This is a genomic window from Bradyrhizobium ottawaense (assembly GCF_002278135.3).
In the GTDB taxonomy this organism is placed as follows: Bacteria; Pseudomonadota; Alphaproteobacteria; order Rhizobiales; family Xanthobacteraceae; genus Bradyrhizobium; species Bradyrhizobium ottawaense.
On sequence record NZ_CP029425.2, the window covers coordinates 4,948,372 to 4,962,584 of the forward strand.

Here is a 14,213-nt window from a genome sequence, read left to right on the forward strand (position 1 = left end):
GCGCCGACGATCGGTCGAGCGTGGGCAGGTCGCAACGATGTTGCGACCCGTCCGCGATCTTGTCGAGAGTGGTGTCCGCGGCCCTCAAGCCGCCGAGCCGCCGCGCGGATTGACGATCGCATACCCTCGCAATGAACGTGCGTGGATTCGCGTGGCGTGTCCGCCCGAGTTGGCGTCATAGGCCATCCAGACATCGCCTCCGAGGTGCTGCTCCAGAACGAAAACGTGTCCTCGTCGCGCAGCAACCATTCCCGGTGCGGGTGATGTCCGCGGAAAGCGCAGCCAATTGGCCGCAAGATTCAATTCCGGCACGATACGACCGAACACGCGCAGAGCCGCGCCGCAGCCGCAGAAGGACGAAGGGCAACCTGCCGGACGACCACCGACGACGCGAGCCCCGGAGACACTGGAGACGGTCGCCGGCGTGGCGGCGCCCCCAGCATCGGTCACTGTCAGTTGCGTCGAGCGGTACGCTTGCAGTGACGGCCTGGAATTCAGTGAGTATCTGGAAGTAATTGAAGACTTGAAAGTCCGCTCGCGCTGCATCTGCGAATACGAGAAGTCGCAAGGCATGGTGACGTTGCATTCGGAAGCATGATGAATGCGATAAGGTCGCGCTTCCGAAGTAACAGAGCTCAAGACAACGAAGAGATACGCAGAAATTACTAGCCTGTACATTGCAGGACTCCAAAATAGAGTGGTCCTGCCCCAGGCAACGAGAAATCAATAACAGTTTGGCTGAAATGGGCCTAAAGAGCGGCTGAAAATGGCTGCGTCCGCGCGACGCTGTCTGCAATCATCATAGCCTACAAATAGCGACCGAAATGATTAACTCGCAGAGAACGAATGAGCGCTCCGCGCGTCCAACGCAGCGCATGCAATCAAGTCCGGTTCGCATGGGTCGTGGATTCCGCAGCAAGCTCTCCTCGTCACTGCGCTGCCCGTGATCGGCACGACGCCGCCATTCACTGCATCATCGCTGCTGCGATCTTCTCCGCCGACATCAACACGGGAAAGTTGGTGTTGGCGCATGGCACCACCGGAAAGATCGAGGCGTCGACGACGCGCAGGCCCTGGATGCCCTTGACGCGGCCCTGATTGTCGACCACCGCCATCGGATCGTCGGCCCGGCCCATGCGGCATGAGCAGGAGGCGTGCCAGACGCCGATGGTGGCCTTGCGCACGAAGGCTTCCAGCGCCTCGTCATCGTTCATCACCTGATCGAAGGTAAAACCCTCGACCACGAAATTGTCGATCATGTAGTGACGCAGCGCCGCCGGTCCGTCCATCAAGGTCGCGGCGATTTTGGTCAAGATCCTGTTCCTGGTGTTGACCACGCCGATCTTGCGGACCTTGTCCGTATAGGCGGCCGGGAACGGCTTGTCCGTCACCGCCTTGACCACGTCGCTCATCTGCACCGCCGCCATCTTGCGGAAGCCGCTCATCAGGCGATCGAGATCGCGCCGGTCGGACAACAGGTTGAACTCGACGATCGGCTCTGCCGACGGATCGCGCGAGGCCAGCTTGACCTGTCCGGTCTCGGAATAGGTCTTGTTGACGAAGGTCAAGAGCGAGCCGATCTGCTCGCCGACCGCATGCCAGGCCGACTTGGAGAGCAGGACGACGAACATGTCGCCCTTCGGCACACCTTCGAGACCCGACGAGTAGCGCAGGCCAAGCTGCATGTGGCGCCTGGTGTGCTCGTTCATGCGCGCGCCGCGGCGGACAAAGGACGACAGCGAGATCGAGGGATGATCCATCAGGCGCTGGCCGACGCCCGGCAGTCCCATCAGCACGGGAATCCCCATATCCTTGAGATGGCCGACCGGCCCGATGCCGGCGCGGAGCAGATGCGCCGGCGAATGGATGGCGCCGCTGGAGAGGATGATCTCGCGTCCACGGAATTCCTGCTCGCGTCCGTCCACGACGGCCTTCACGCCGACGCATCGCGTCCCCTCGAACAGCAGCTCGCGCACTTGCGTGTTGGTGGAGATCGTGAGATTGGCGCGCTGGCGGGTGTCGCGGTCGAGATAGCCCATCGCGGCCGAGACGCGCTGCTCGGCCTGATTGGAATGCGTCACCGGGAAATAGCCGTCGACGAACTCGCCGTTCTGGTCCGGCAGGAATCGGTGGCCGGCCTGCTGGAAAGCATCGGCGAAGGCCTGCGAATGCCGCGTCCAGTGCTCGCGCGGGATGCGGCGGACCGGGATCCGGCCATCCTTGCCATGGTACGGTCCGTCGAAATCGAGATCGCGCTCGACCTTCTTGAAGAAGGGCAGCACGTCGTTCCAGGTCCACCCTTCGGCGCCGCGCGCGTCCCATTCGTCGTAATCGGTGGGAGCACCGCGGTTGGCCATCTGGCCGTTGATCGATGAGCCGCCGCCGAGCACGCGCGCCTGCTCGTATTTGCGCAAGGGGGGCCGGCCCACGTGCGGGTTGTTGTGGCTGACGACCTGCGTCGTGACCTTGAGCTCGGTCCAGTGGAAGCGTGGATCGAAATAGGCCGTACCCGGATAGCTGTCCCTGATCTCGGCCGGCTCGTTGCCGGGCGGCGTGTCCTGCCCGGCTTCGCACAGCAGGACCTTGTTGGCACTTCTCGCGGAGAGCCGGTGGGCCAGCACGGACCCCGCCGAGCCGCCGCCCACGATAATGAAGTCATACACGATTGGCGCGTCCTCTTGTTCTTGTTCGGGGAACGTAGCGCGTAATTGTTTTGAGGTCACGCCATCGCGGCCGCGACAAGATTGTCGCGCGGCAGCGATGGCCAATATCAAGGCCTGATCGAAAAGTTCTCCGGCGGCCCGGCTTTTCGCAGCGGCTCGGCGAGGCGCGCGAACTCGCACAGCAGCGAGCGCGTCTTGCGGGGATCGATGATCTCCTCGACCCAGAATTTCTCGGCCGAGCGGAACGGCGAGCGCAGCTTGTTGAGGCGCTCCTCGATCTCCTTGAGCTTCTCCGCCTTGTCCTCGGCAGCATCAATGTCGGCGCGGTAGGCAGCCTCGATGCCGCCTTCGAGCGGCAGCGAGCCCCAATAGGCCGACGGCCAGGCGTAGCGGATCGAGAAGCGGTCGGCCGGCTGATGCACCACGCCCGCAACACCAAACGCGTTGCGCAGGATCACGGTGCACCAGGGCACGGTGGTCTGGTTCACCGCAGCCATGGCGCGAACGCCGTGGCGGATGGTGGCGGCCTTCTCGGCATCGAGGCCGATCATGAAGCCCGGGCAGTCCATGAGATAGACGACCGGCAGATGAAAAGTTTCGGCGAAGTCGACCCAGCGCACCACCTTCTGGCAGGCATCCGCCGTCCAGGAGCCGCCATAATGAAAGCTGTCGCTGGCGAGGACCAGCACCGCCCTGCCCTCGAGTCGCGCGAGACCGACGATGATGGGCTTGCCGAAATTCTTGCCGACCTCGAAGAACGAGCCCTTGTCCACGACGGACTCGATAATGGGCCGCATCTTGTAGACCTGCTTGCGGTTGCGCGGCACAGCGTTCATCAGCGCCTCTTCGGAGCGCTCGGGATTGTCGGTGCAGGGCAAGGTCGGCGGCAGCTCATAGACCGATGACGGCAGATAGGACAGGAAGCGCCGCGCGCAGGCGAACGCCTCTTCTTCCGTATCGACGGCATGATCGACCGCGCCGGCGCGGGTCTGGATGTCGGCGCCGCCGAGCTCCTCCTTCGAGAGGTCCTGCCCGAGCGCCTTCACCACCGGCGGCCCCGCGACGAACATCGCGGACTTCCTCGTCATGATCGAATAGTGGCTGGCGGCAAGCCGCGCGGCACCGAGCCCTGCGACCGAGCCAAGGCCGAGGGCGACCACGGGAACGCGCGACAAATTCTCCGTCGTGAAGCGATACCAGCGCGTGCCGCCGATGCCTCCAGGCAGATTCGCCGCGCCCTTGGTCTCGATGGTCTTGACCGAACCGCCGCCGCCGGAGCCCTCGATGATGCGGACGATCGGCAGGCGGAAATCATGCGCCATCTCCTCCGCCATCAGCGGCTTTGCGGAAATGGACGCATCCGCCGAGCCGCCCCGTACCGTAAAGTCGTCGCCGACCACAACCACGGTGCGGCCGTCGACGCGCGCACGGCCGAACACGCAGTTCGCCGGCGTCAATTTCTGCAGCTCGCCGCTGCTATCGTACTCACCGATGCCGGAGACGGCACCGATCTCGTGGAAGCTGCCGCGATCGATCAGCTTGTCGATACGCTCCCGAACAGTCAGCCGGCCCTGGTCATGCTGTCGCTTGACCTTGTCAACGCCGCCCATCTCCCGCGCGAAGGCTTCGCGCCGGGCGAGCTCGTCGAGTTCCGGCTTCCAGTTCATTCACTCCCTCCGAATTGATCGGCTTGTGCACGGCCATTGCGACCGGTTTACGCGGGATGCGGTTGTTGAAGGCGTCGCCTTCCGCGCCCTCCATCAGGCTGCCGAGCGAACGGCCGAGCTCGAGCATCAGGGGTGCGACTTCGGCATGCAGCCGCTGCTCGTCATACATCGTGGACAGAAGGCCGATCGTGATGACGACGTAGGTCTGGTACTGCGGCGACCAGATCGGCACCGCGAGCCCGTTGATGTGCCGGCTCCAGAGGCCACAGGCCACGACATATCCGCGCTCACGCAACATCTGCCGATTGGCTTCAATGCGGGGTTTCAGGATCTTCGCAGCCTCGGGCGCTTCCCGTTCCACGTCCGCGATGAAGGCATCGCCGATCTCCGGCGCCAGCGCCGCGGTGTAGGCCGCGCCCGCGGCGGTCGAGGCCATCGAGATGCGGCTGCCGGTGCCCTCGTGCAGGCCGAGGGCGGTCGGCGAGCGCGCGAACTGCAGATAGACCAGATGGAAGCGATCGGGCACGACGAGGCCGACTGTGCCCGGCAGCTGCTCGGCGACTTCCTGAAGCCGTTGCCGGATCATGCTGCGCAGCTGCGCGCCCTTCATCATCGAGGCACTCATCGCCACCGCGCTCGGGCCGATGCGATATTTCTGATCGCGCGGCAGGTAGACCAACTGGCCCATCCGCGTCAGCGTGTGCGTGAGCCGCGACACCGTCGAGCGCGGCAGGCCGCAGCGATTTGAAATCTCGAGATTGCCGAGCCTTGCCTCGTGGCCCTCGAAGCATCGCAACACGTCGAACGCGCGCGAGACCACCTGGATGACATCACCCTCACCGGCATCGCCAGCGAGCACACCTTGCCTACTCAACCGCTCGGATCGTCGTCCCATGTTCCCTACCGTTTGTTCCGCTGTGCGGAATTAAATTCCACTTGCAGACGACGCTACCTCAGGCATTTTGCGACGACAACAAAAAGGCGATGGCATGCCAGAAATTAAGATCGTCACGGAGGTCGCCGGGCGCGTCTGCGCAACGCCCGTGCAAGTTGGAGGAACCGTTGCGGATGGCGATGACGTTGTAATCGTCGAAGCCATGAAGATGGAGATACCGGTGTCCTCGCCCGCGAACGGCACCATCACATCGCTTCTGGTGAAACTCGACGACGTCGTTGCCGAGGGACAGGCGGTCGCGATTGTCGCGAGCTGAAGTGCGTTCTCTTCGTGGCCATCCTTCGAGACGCCCGCTACGGCGGGCTCCTCGGGATGAGGTCTGTTTTCGCCGCAGATTCGTAGACCTCATGGTGAGGAGCGCCGCTTACGGCGCGTCTCGAACCATGGGCCGAGCACTCCGTATTCGCCGCGAGGCCGCATCCTCCGCGACAATGTGTCAGTCCGATGCGTCGCATTCCCGGTACGGCGTTGCCATCGCCTGATGCGGGTGACATGATCCGTCGCAAACAAAACTCTGTTTCAAACAAAGAACGAAATTCTTCGCGGCAAACGCGACGATCATTGGAGGGAAACATGCTTCGTGGGCTGCTCATGCTCGCGCCTGCCTTGGTGGCGGGCATCTCTTTTGCGTCTACACGCTATTCGTTCGCCGAAGACATCAAGCTGCCGGCGACGTTGACGTTCACCGCCTATGACACCGGAACGGCCGGCTTCAACATCGCCGTCGGCGTCGGCAAGATGATGAAGGACAAATACGGCACCGATGTGCGCGTGCTGCCCGCAGGGAACGACGTCGCCCGCCTCGCGCCGCTGCGCGCCAAGCGCGCCGTATCCTCGGCGATGGGATCCGGCACCTACTTCGCGCAGGAAGGCATGTTCGAGTTCGGCGCGAAGGAATGGGGTCCGCAGCCGCTTCAGATCCTGCTCTCGACCGTCGACTGCAATTGCGGATCGCTGGGCGTCGCCGCCGACACCGGTGTGAAGGAGCTGAAGGACCTCAAGGGCAAGCGTGTCGGCTTCGTGGTCGGCTCACCCGCGCTGAACCAGAACTCGCTCGCAGTGCTCGCCTTCGCCGGGCTGACGCAGAAGGACGTCAAGGCCGTCGAATTCGCAAGCTACGGCGCGATGTGGAAAGGCCTAATCAACAACGACGTCGATGCCGCTTTCGGCACCACCATCACCGGCCCCGCCAAGGAAGCCGAGACCTCGCCGCGCGGCCTGATCTGGCCGCCGCTGCCCGCCAAGGACAAGGAAGGCTGGGCTCGGATGCAGAAGGTCGGCTCGTTCTTCTTCCCGCAAGTCGCGACCTGCGGGGCCGGAATCTCGCCGGACAAGCCGGTCGAGCTCGGCAACTACCCCTACCCGATCTTCGTCGCCTATGCCTCGCAGCCGGCCGACCAGGTCTATGCGATCACCAAGGCGATGATCACAAATTACGATGCCTACAAGGACTCCGCGCCCGGCGCCGGCGGCCTCGCCGCCGACCGCCAGACCAAGAACTGGGTGGTGCCGGTGCATCCCGGCTCGGTGAAGGCGCTGAAGGAAGCCGGGCAATGGAGCGATGCGCAGGAGGCGCACAACAACAAGCTGATCAAGCGGCAGGAGGTGCTGGCAGCCGCGTGGGCCGATTACGGCAAGTCCAACCCGCCGTCGGACGACAAGGCGTTTCTCGACGGCTGGATGAAGGCGCGCGCGACGGCGCTTGCGAAAGCCGACATGCCGAACGGGTTCGAGGATTAGAGTGTGCCGACATTGAGCTTGACCGTTGCTTCGCGTCAGGTGCGCCGCCTCTCCCGCTTGCGGGAGAGGTTGAGCGAGCTCGCGGCCGCATTCGAGTCAACCAACGGCTATTCGCCTAATTAGTTACCAGCCCACGCGCGGGGTCGATTGATGTCTTCCGTTTCCACCTCCACTGCCCCGCAAGACGAGACCAAGCGGGTCGTATTCGGCGATCCACATGGTGCGGCCGGCAACATGCAGGAGGCCGAAGTCACGCGCGTGCGCACCTTGCGCGGCGCCTGGCGCTGGACGCTGGTCGCGGCGACCGCGGCCACGATCCTGCTCTGCATCAACCAGCAATTCTCGTTGCGCTTCTTCATCGGCTACACCCAGCTCAACACGGAGTATTTCTATCTCCTGATCGCGTTGATGCTGCCCTTCACCTTCCTGATCTTTCCGGGCTCCGAGCGCGCCCCGCTCGACCGGATTCCCTGGTACGACCTCGTCTTGTTCGCCGCGACTTTCGCCGCAGCGCTGCTGCTGATGTCGAACGTGCGCAAGGCGGCGGAGGCCGGTTGGGAATTCGGCGGCGCGCCGAACAACGTGATCGCCGCGGGGCTCGTGATGTGGGTGATGCTGATGGAGGCGCTGCGCCGCACCGGCGGCTGGAGCCTGCTGTTGAGCGTGCTCCCCTTCACCGTCTATCCGCTGTTCGCCGAATCCAGCTGGCTCGGCCCTTTCCGCGGCACGCAATCGACGTTGGAGCAGGCGACCGCCTATCACGTGCTGTCGGGCGAGAGCCTGCTCGGCATTCCGATCCAGGCCTTCGCCGATACCGTGATCGGCTTCCTCGTATTCGGCACTGCGCTGATGATGACGGGCGCCGGCAAATTCTTCATCAACCTCTCTTTCGCGATGTGCGGGACGTTCCGCGGCGGCGCGGCCAAGGTCTGCATCTTCGCGAGCGGCCTGCTCGGCATGATGTCGGGCTCGATCATCTCCAACGTGCTGACCGCCGGCACCATGACCATCCCCGTGATGAAGAAGAGCGGCTTTCGCGCCTCCTATGCCGGCGCGATCGAGGCCTGCGCCTCGACCGGCGCGGTGCTGGCGCCGCCGGTGATGGGCGCGACCGCCTTCGTGATCGCGCAGTTCCTCAATATCAGCTACGCCGAGGTCGCGGTCGCCGCGATCATCCCGGCCGCGCTCTATTATGTCGGCCTGTTCATGCAGGTCGATACCTACGCCGCGCGCCACGGGCTGAAGGGGATTCCGCGCGCCGAGCTGCCGCGGATCATGGATACGATCAAGGACGGCTGGTACTACGTCTTCGTCATCGCCCTGCTGATCGTGATGCTGCTCTACTTCAAGCGCGAAAGCCATGCGCCGTTCTACGCGACCGCGCTGCTGCTGGTGCTCAACCAATTCTTCTCCAAGGACACCCGCTGGACCCTTGCGACGATCGGAAAATTCCTCGAGGTCAACGGCCGCACCTTCGTCGAGCTCGTCGGCATCCTCGCCGGCTGCGGTCTCCTGATCGGCGCGTTCTCGATGACCGGAGTGGTGTCGAGCCTTGCTAACGATCTCTTGCATATTGCCGGCGACAATCCCTTCCTGCTGCTCGGCATGTGCGCGGTCACCAGCCTGATCCTCGGCCTCGGGCTGACGACGACGGCCTGCTACATCTTCCTTGCCATCCTGGTCGCGCCCGCACTGGAGAAGCTCGGGCTGAACAAGATGGCCGTGCACATGTTCATCTTCTATTGGGGCATGCTGTCCTCGATCACCCCGCCGGTCGCGATCGCCTCCTTCGCGGCCGCAGGCATTGCCGGCTCGCCGGCGATGAAGACGGGCTGGGAATCGATGTGGGTCGGCAGCATCATCTATTTCATCCCGTTCTTCTTCGTGCTCAATCCGGCGCTGGTGCTGCAAGGGCCGAGCCCGTATCTCGCCGGTCTCGGCCTGATGGGACTTGCTGCGTTCGGCACGCTGTTCATCTGCGGCGGCATCCAGGGCTATCAGCCCTTCGTCGGGGACTTACGCAGCGCCGGCGGGCTGGAATGGCCGATCCGCGTTCTGCTGGTGATCGGCGGCTTCGTGGTGGCGACACCGGGCGGCGGGATCATGCCGCTGTCGCAGCTGCAGGTGACGCTGCTGGGCCTTGCCATCCTTGCACCCACGGTTCTGCTCGCCCTGCTGTTGGTCCGGCGGCAGGCCGTGGTACCGAACGGGTTGCGCGTACCCTGATTGCGTTGCACAAGAGAGGCGATGACCCCGCTCTCGCCTCTCGCCGCCGCCTGGACCCGCTCGAAGCCGCCCTTGCTGCGGTTTCTGGATAATTGCCTCAACGAATTCTCGGCCGAGACCTCAGGCGCGGTCGCCGACTACATTCCCGAGCTGAGCAAGGCTGATCCTGCCTATTTTGGCATCAGCCTCGCCACGCTCGACGGCCATGTCTATGAGGTCGGCGACTCCAGGGTGCCCTTCACCATCCAATCGATGTCAAAACCGTTCGTGTTCGCGCTGGCGCTCGACCTGCTCGGCGCCGGCAGGGTCGAGAGCGCGATCGGCGTCGAACCGTCGGGCGATCCTTTCAACTCGATCCGGCTCAATTCCGAGAACCACCCGTTCAACCCGATGGTCAATGCCGGCGCGATCGCCTGCACCGGGCTGATTTACGACAGCAAGGGCGCAGATGCCTTCGAGCAGATACGCCTGGCGCTGAGCCGCTTCGCGGGTCGCGATCTCGCCGTGGACGAAGCCGTCTACGGCTCGGAGAGCCAGACCGGCGACCGCAACCGCGCGATCGGTTATCTCTTGAAGACCAACGCGGTGATCTCGGACAATGTCGCAGGCGTGCTCGACGTCTATTTCCGGCAATGCGCGGTGCTGGTCACCGCGCGCGACATCGCGGTGATGGCGGCGACCCTCGCCAATCGCGGCGTCAATCCGGTCACGGGTGAGCAGGTGCTGACGCCTTACGCGATCTCCCGCACGCTGTCGGTGATGACGTCCTCGGGCATGTACGACTATGCCGGCGAATGGATCTACCGGATCGGCATTCCCGCCAAGAGCGGCGTCGGCGGCGGCATCCTTGCCGCCCTCCCCGCCCGGCTCGGGCTCGGCAGCTATTCGCCAAGGCTCGACAAGCACGGCAACAGCGTGCGCGGCATCAAGGTCTGCGAGGCGCTGTCCTCACATTACGATCTGCACATGCTCAACCGCAGCGACGATGCGCGCAACGCCGTCATCGCCGACTACGATATCGGCAAGAGCCCGTCGCGCCGCGTGCGCCGGCCGCAGGAGCGCGAGATTCTCGCCGCCCATGAGCAGGAGGTGCGGATCATCGAGCTGGTCGGCACGCTGTCACTGTCCGCGGTCGACTACGTCTCCCGGCGGCTTGCGGGGCGGCCCCGTCCGCAATTCGTGATCTTCGATCTGCACCGCGTCACCTCCACCACGCGCGCCGGGGCGCGGCTCGTCGCCGAAGCGTTCGAGGAGCTCGCGGCGCTGAATGTCACGGTGGTGCTGTCGGGCGTCAGGCGCGCATCCAAGGAATGGGACACGTTGCGGGAATGGACGGCCGAGCTGAAGAACGTCCGCGACTTCTACCTGCTCGACACCGCGATCGAATGGGCCGAAGACCAGATCGTCTACCGCTACGGCGGCTCGATCGACTTCCACGAGACCACCGAGCTTGCCGAGCAACCGCTGCTCGAGGGCCTCGGCGAGGACGAGCTGACTGACCTCACCTCGATCTGCACCATCCGCACCTATCAGTCCGGCGCGAAGATTCTCACCACGGGCGATCCCGCCGATTCCCTGTTTTTCCTGCGCAGCGGCGCCGTGCACGTCACGCTGCCTGACGGCGTGCGGCTCGCGACGCTGACCGCGGGCATGGCGTTCGGCGAGATGGCGCTGCTGGAATCCACGCGCTCGGCCGACGTCTTCGCCGACATGGCAGCGACCGCCTATGAGGCTCCGCTGCAGGAATTCGAACGCTTCCGCCAGCGGCACCCGCACGCCAGCGAGCGCATCATGCGCAACCTCGCCCAGCTCCTCGCCGACCGCCTGATTGTCGCCAACGCCAAGGTGGATATTCTGACATCGATGTAGAGCAGCTCATTCACGACAGGTCGTCATGCCCGGGCCTGTCCCGGGCATCCACGTCCATCGTGCTGCATGGCATGGCCGGGACGAGCCCGGCATGACGCTGTGGAGGCTGTCGGTGTCCAGCCTACATCTCTTGCCCTACCGGCTCGCCGCCTCGCTCAGCCGCCGCTTGATCTTTGCCGCGCTCCTTTCGAGCAGCTCGGACGGCTTCTGGCCGGTCGTCGCGCAGAGGCAGGCCCAGTAATAGATGACGTCGCCGAGCTCATCGACGAGGCCAGCCTTGTCGAGCCAGTCATCGCGCAACAGCTTCTTGATGTGCTCGGCCACCTCGCCGGCCTCGCCCGCGAGGCCGAGACCGAGATAGGACAGCCGCTCGTTGGACGGATGTTCATCGACTTTCGCAACGCTCGCGGCCCAGGCCGCATATTCATCGATCGTCATTGGCATCCCTCGCCGCGGTGCTTCGATCAGCCCACCACTTCGGTAACGGGCTGGAGATCGATCTCAAACGTCTCCAGGAATTTTGACGTCATGATGTAGAAGCCGACCGAGAGCTGCAGCTCGACCAGCGCAGCCGGCGTCAGCTTCGCTGCGATCGCCTTGAAGGTCGCATCCGTCGGCTTCTTGAGTTTCACGATCTCGTCGGTGAAGGCGAGCGCGGCGCGCTGCACCTCGTTGAAGCACGTCGCCGCCTGCCAGTTTTCGAGCGCCTCGTTCTGCGCGTCGGTGACGCCGACATTCTTGCCGATCCGCTTGTGCGCGACGATCTCGTACGGCGCCTCGCACAAGATGCCGGTGCGGGTGATCGCAAGCTCGCGCACGACCGGATCGAGCTCGCCCTTGTGACGGATGGCGCCCCCCAGGCGGCAGTACTGCTCGAAATAGCTTGGCGAGTGCGCCATCATGCGGAAGATGTTGGCGTTGCGGTTCTTGTCGAGAATTTCGCGGGTGCGGTCGGATGCCTTGGACGGGTCGCTGTAGTTGATGCGGGCCATGATTTTCCTGAAGTTTTCCCTGATTTTTTGATGCTTTTTGTCGTCGTCCGCGCAAGTTCCCAAAGACTCTATTCGCGCGAGGACGCAGGAGCAACATTATCGAGTCAAATTGCCGCCGCATTGCTGATCGACCCTGACACAGTCGATATTCGCCGCGTGGGGACAAATCACGGTGAATACTCGCAAATGGGGTGTTCCGAGTAAAACAATTGGCCGTCGGGTGCGCTAGCCGCACAACGATGAGTCACGCCCAAGTCTAGGGAGAAAAAGGCATGAAGGAAGCCACCAAGGGGGCGGCCTCGGGAGCGCTCGCGCATATGCTGGCGGTGACGGCGATGCTCGTCATCGCCAGCATCTTGTTCTACGGGCGTTAGTTGGAGTTCTAGAGTTTTCGTCATTCCGGGGTGGCCCTCGCACAGGCCAGGCCCAGAATACCCGTTCCAGGCTCGGTCCCATGACCGCCCCCGAATGACGAATCCCGTTACGTTTCCTTCGTGAAGAACGGCACGAGTTTCCCGGCAAACGGCTTGAAGCTCGCGATGACCGAATCGCCGATGACGAGTCCGTTGTCGCCATGCGCCATCATGCGAAAACCCTCGGCGCAATCGACCAGCAAAATGTTGTAAGGCACGTGTGCGCGCGTCTCGGGTGTGGCGGCGCGGCAGACCAGCGAGCTCGCATAGACCCTGCCCTTGCCGCTGGCGCGCTGCTCGCGCGGATCCGATTCGCCACAAGCCGCGCAGAAGGCGCGGTGGAAATACTGCACATGCCCGCATGAGTTGCAGGTCTGGTAGGTGATGGCCGCCTCGCCCTTGGTCCAGTCTGCCAGACGCCCGCTCATCGCACCCGCTCCAGGAACATGCTCACATGCGACGACAGCACGCCGCCGTCGCCATGCAGCAACGCGATCGAGGCGTCGCGCACCTGGCGGCAAGCCGCCCGCCCCGTCATCTGCAAATGCGCCTCGACCAGATGCGCCATAGCGCCGCCGACGCCGCAATGGCCATAGCTGAGCAGGCCGCCATGGGTGTTCAGCGGCATCGCGCCGTCGCGGCTGAAATGGCCCGATCGGACGCGGGCTGCGGCCTCGCCGCGGCCGGCAAGACCGAGGTCTTCGAGCAGCATCGCGAGCGTAATGGTAAAACTGTCGTAGATCGCGGCGTAGCGCACATCGGAGATCGCAAGGCCCGTGGCCTTCTTGGCGCGGGCGATGGAGATCTCGGCGCCGAGTTCGCTGAGCGCGGGCGCGGCCGTGACATGCTGATGGGTATGCGCCTGGGCGCAGCCGCGGATGCGCACGCCCGCCTCCCCCGTCCGCTCGCGGCTGATGATGAAGGCGGCGCCGCCGTCGGACACGGGGCAGCAGTCGAGCAGCTTGAGCGGCATCGCCACCGGCTTCGAGGCCATGACGTCGGCAACGGTGATCGGGTCGTGGAATTGCGCGCCGGGATGGGTGCAGGCGTGGCTGCGCATCAGCACGGCGAATTCGGCAAGGTCCTCTTCGGTCACGCAATATTTGTGCATGTACCTGTTAGCGACGAGGCCGTAATAGGCTGGGATCGTTGGTCCCAGCGGCACCTCGTAATCGGGATGGCCGACCTGCGCCAGCGCCTGGATCGAGGCATCGCGGCTCTGCCCGGTGAGCCGGTTCTCGCCGGCAACGACCAGCACATTGCGCGCGACGCCCGAGGTGACGAGGTGATGCGCCAGCATCGTCATCGCGAGTCCCGTGGCGCCGCCGACCTGCACGGCGTGAGCGTAACTCGGGCGGATTCCAAAGTGCTCGGCGAACACGGTCGCCAGCATGATGTGCGGCGAGACGGTGGAATAGCCGCAAAGGATGCCGTCGATGTCCGCACGCTTCAGCCCGGCATCGTCGAGCGCGGCTTGTGCCGCCTGGCTCATCAGGTCGAGCGAGGACGAGCCTTCATGCTTGCCGAAAGACGTGAGGCCGACGCCGGTGATGAAGCTCATCGTCTCTCCTCCTCGTCATTCCGGGGCGCGCCCCTTGGCGCGAGCCCGGAATCCATACTCCCGATCGTGGTTATGGATTCCGGGCTCGCGACTTCGTCGCGCCCCGGAATGACGGATGAGAGAGTTG

The 14,213-nt window shown here is 64.1% G+C and carries 12 protein-coding genes; 4 read left to right on the plus strand and 8 right to left on the minus strand.

The window, feature by feature from the left end; all coding sequences use genetic code 11:
* Positions 1–84: 84 nt before the first annotated feature.
* From CIT37_RS23825 to CIT37_RS23840, 4 genes are all read right to left on the minus strand, one after another.
* Complete coding sequence (locus CIT37_RS23825; protein ID WP_167456573.1) at positions 85–678, minus strand: hypothetical protein; 594 nt, start codon at positions 676–678, stop codon at positions 85–87.
* 287 nt (positions 679–965) lie between these two features.
* Positions 966–2,663: a GMC family oxidoreductase gene (locus CIT37_RS23830; protein ID WP_038970912.1), complete on the minus strand. Its 1,698-nt coding sequence runs from the start codon at positions 2,661–2,663 to the stop codon at positions 966–968.
* A gap of 107 nt (positions 2,664–2,770) precedes the next feature.
* Positions 2,771–4,330, minus strand: a complete 1,560-nt coding sequence (locus tag CIT37_RS23835) for an acyl-CoA carboxylase subunit beta (protein ID WP_028145143.1) — start codon at positions 4,328–4,330, stop codon at positions 2,771–2,773.
* On the minus strand, positions 4,260–5,225 hold the full coding sequence (locus tag CIT37_RS23840; protein ID WP_095425911.1) for an IclR family transcriptional regulator: 966 nt from the start codon (positions 5,223–5,225) through the stop codon (positions 4,260–4,262). Before CIT37_RS23840 ends, CIT37_RS23835 begins: the two co-directional genes overlap by 71 nt.
* A gap of 94 nt (positions 5,226–5,319) precedes the next feature.
* Here CIT37_RS23840 and CIT37_RS23845 point away from each other — a divergent pair, with 94 nt between their 5' ends.
* The 4 genes from CIT37_RS23845 to glsA all read left to right on the plus strand — a co-directional run bounded on the left by CIT37_RS23845 (position 5,320) and on the right by glsA (position 11,120).
* Positions 5,320–5,541: an acyl-CoA carboxylase biotin carboxyl carrier protein subunit gene (locus CIT37_RS23845; protein WP_028145145.1), complete on the plus strand. Its 222-nt coding sequence runs from the start codon at positions 5,320–5,322 to the stop codon at positions 5,539–5,541.
* Between the two features lie 317 nt (positions 5,542–5,858).
* Positions 5,859–7,025, plus strand: coding sequence for a TAXI family TRAP transporter solute-binding subunit (locus tag CIT37_RS23850; protein ID WP_038946423.1), 1,167 nt, complete (start codon positions 5,859–5,861; stop codon positions 7,023–7,025).
* Between the two features lie 150 nt (positions 7,026–7,175).
* Positions 7,176–9,251 carry a TRAP transporter permease gene (locus tag CIT37_RS23855; protein ID WP_095425910.1) on the plus strand — a complete coding sequence of 692 codons (2,076 nt, stop codon included), beginning with the start codon at positions 7,176–7,178 and terminating at the stop codon, positions 9,249–9,251.
* Between the two features lie 21 nt (positions 9,252–9,272).
* Positions 9,273–11,120, plus strand: a complete 1,848-nt coding sequence (gene glsA, locus CIT37_RS23860) for a glutaminase A (RefSeq protein ID WP_095425909.1) — start codon at positions 9,273–9,275, stop codon at positions 11,118–11,120.
* A 135-nt stretch (positions 11,121–11,255) separates the two neighbouring features.
* On the opposite strand, the gene CIT37_RS23865 is transcribed toward glsA, so the two are convergent.
* From CIT37_RS23865 to CIT37_RS23880, 4 genes are all read right to left on the minus strand, one after another.
* Positions 11,256–11,558: a nucleoside triphosphate pyrophosphohydrolase family protein gene (locus CIT37_RS23865; protein ID WP_028145149.1), complete on the minus strand. Its 303-nt coding sequence runs from the start codon at positions 11,556–11,558 to the stop codon at positions 11,256–11,258.
* 26 nt (positions 11,559–11,584) lie between these two features.
* The gene (locus CIT37_RS23870) at positions 11,585–12,112 is read right to left on the minus strand and encodes a carboxymuconolactone decarboxylase family protein (RefSeq protein WP_028145150.1); all 528 of its coding nucleotides are present in this window, start codon (positions 12,110–12,112) and stop codon (positions 11,585–11,587) included.
* A gap of 481 nt (positions 12,113–12,593) precedes the next feature.
* Positions 12,594–12,953: a Zn-ribbon domain-containing OB-fold protein gene (locus CIT37_RS23875; protein WP_095425908.1), complete on the minus strand. Its 360-nt coding sequence runs from the start codon at positions 12,951–12,953 to the stop codon at positions 12,594–12,596.
* Positions 12,950–14,086 (minus strand): thiolase family protein, encoded by a 1,137-nt coding sequence (locus CIT37_RS23880; protein ID WP_038946419.1) that lies wholly within the window; start codon positions 14,084–14,086, stop codon positions 12,950–12,952. The genes CIT37_RS23875 and CIT37_RS23880 overlap by 4 nt, the downstream gene beginning before the upstream one ends.
* Positions 14,087–14,213 lie beyond the last annotated feature (127 nt).

What these genes read in the sequence shown, in the direction of transcription:
- CIT37_RS23825 (WP_167456573.1), bottom strand. Translation starts at nt 678, where the DNA reads ATGTACAGGCTAGTAATTTCTGCGTATCTCTTCGTTGTCTTGAGCTCT.
- CIT37_RS23835 (WP_028145143.1), bottom strand. Translation starts at nt 4,330, where the DNA reads ATGAACTGGAAGCCGGAACTCGACGAGCTCGCCCGGCGCGAAGCCTTC.
- CIT37_RS23840 (WP_095425911.1), bottom strand. Translation starts at nt 5,225, where the DNA reads ATGGGACGACGATCCGAGCGGTTGAGTAGGCAAGGTGTGCTCGCTGGC.
- CIT37_RS23845 (WP_028145145.1), top strand. Translation starts at nt 5,320, where the DNA reads ATGCCAGAAATTAAGATCGTCACGGAGGTCGCCGGGCGCGTCTGCGCA.
- CIT37_RS23850 (WP_038946423.1), top strand. Translation starts at nt 5,859, where the DNA reads ATGCTTCGTGGGCTGCTCATGCTCGCGCCTGCCTTGGTGGCGGGCATC.
- CIT37_RS23855 (WP_095425910.1), top strand. Translation starts at nt 7,176, where the DNA reads ATGTCTTCCGTTTCCACCTCCACTGCCCCGCAAGACGAGACCAAGCGG.
- glsA (WP_095425909.1), top strand. Translation starts at nt 9,273, where the DNA reads ATGACCCCGCTCTCGCCTCTCGCCGCCGCCTGGACCCGCTCGAAGCCG.
- CIT37_RS23865 (WP_028145149.1), bottom strand. Translation starts at nt 11,558, where the DNA reads ATGACGATCGATGAATATGCGGCCTGGGCCGCGAGCGTTGCGAAAGTC.
- CIT37_RS23870 (WP_028145150.1), bottom strand. Translation starts at nt 12,112, where the DNA reads ATGGCCCGCATCAACTACAGCGACCCGTCCAAGGCATCCGACCGCACC.
- CIT37_RS23875 (WP_095425908.1), bottom strand. Translation starts at nt 12,953, where the DNA reads ATGAGCGGGCGTCTGGCAGACTGGACCAAGGGCGAGGCGGCCATCACC.
- CIT37_RS23880 (WP_038946419.1), bottom strand. Translation starts at nt 14,086, where the DNA reads ATGAGCTTCATCACCGGCGTCGGCCTCACGTCTTTCGGCAAGCATGAA.